Raw genomic sequence first — 528 nt, 5'->3', positions numbered from 1 at the left:
TACATCTGGTGATGGCGGCCACCGACGAGGTGATCTGCCTGCAGCGCCATGTGTGCTGTTCCGGCAGCCCGGAATCGGTGAGCCGGGACCCGGCCTACCACGAACTGTTCGGCCCCGGTGCCGGCACCCCCAACCTGGCGCTCTACACCCACGATCATGATCACGACCATGATCTGCACGGCGACGCCCAGCCGGGCCATCAACACGACGGGAATTGCCACCATGATTGAGCTGTTGTTGCCGCCGCTGTTCGCCGGCCTGGCCGTGGCCCTGGTTTCCGGCCCTATGGGCGCCTTCGTGGTCTGGCGGCGCATGGCCTTCTTCGGTGACACCCTGGCCCACGGGGCCCTGCTTGGCGCGGCGCTTGGCCTGGCACTGGATATCAGCCTGTACCTGGCGGTGGTGGCCGTGTGCCTGGGCCTGGCTGGCGCCCTCACTGCGCTGCAGCACCAGCAACAACTGGCCAGCGATACGCTACTCGGCATCGTCGCCCATACCACCCTGGCTCTGGGGGTGATTGCCATCAGC

General features: G+C 66.9%; 1 protein-coding gene and 1 pseudogene. Both read left to right on the top strand.

All coding sequences use genetic code 11. From position 1 onward, the window contains the following. Window positions 1-230 (top strand): annotated as a pseudogene (locus tag B3Q33_RS14475) (zinc ABC transporter ATP-binding protein); the annotation flags it as partial. Further along, window positions 223-528 (top strand): metal ABC transporter permease (locus B3Q33_RS14470; RefSeq protein ID WP_286828371.1); only part of this gene is annotated, 306 nt, incomplete at its 3' end. The pseudogene B3Q33_RS14475 and the gene B3Q33_RS14470, both read left to right, overlap by 8 nt.

This window comes from Alcanivorax sp. UBA3183, assembly GCF_002364155.1.
Classification (GTDB): domain Bacteria; phylum Pseudomonadota; class Gammaproteobacteria; order Pseudomonadales; family Alcanivoracaceae; genus Alcanivorax; species Alcanivorax jadensis.
The sequence above is the reverse complement of the archived record's forward strand: the minus strand, read 5'-3'. Positions and strand labels throughout refer to the sequence as shown.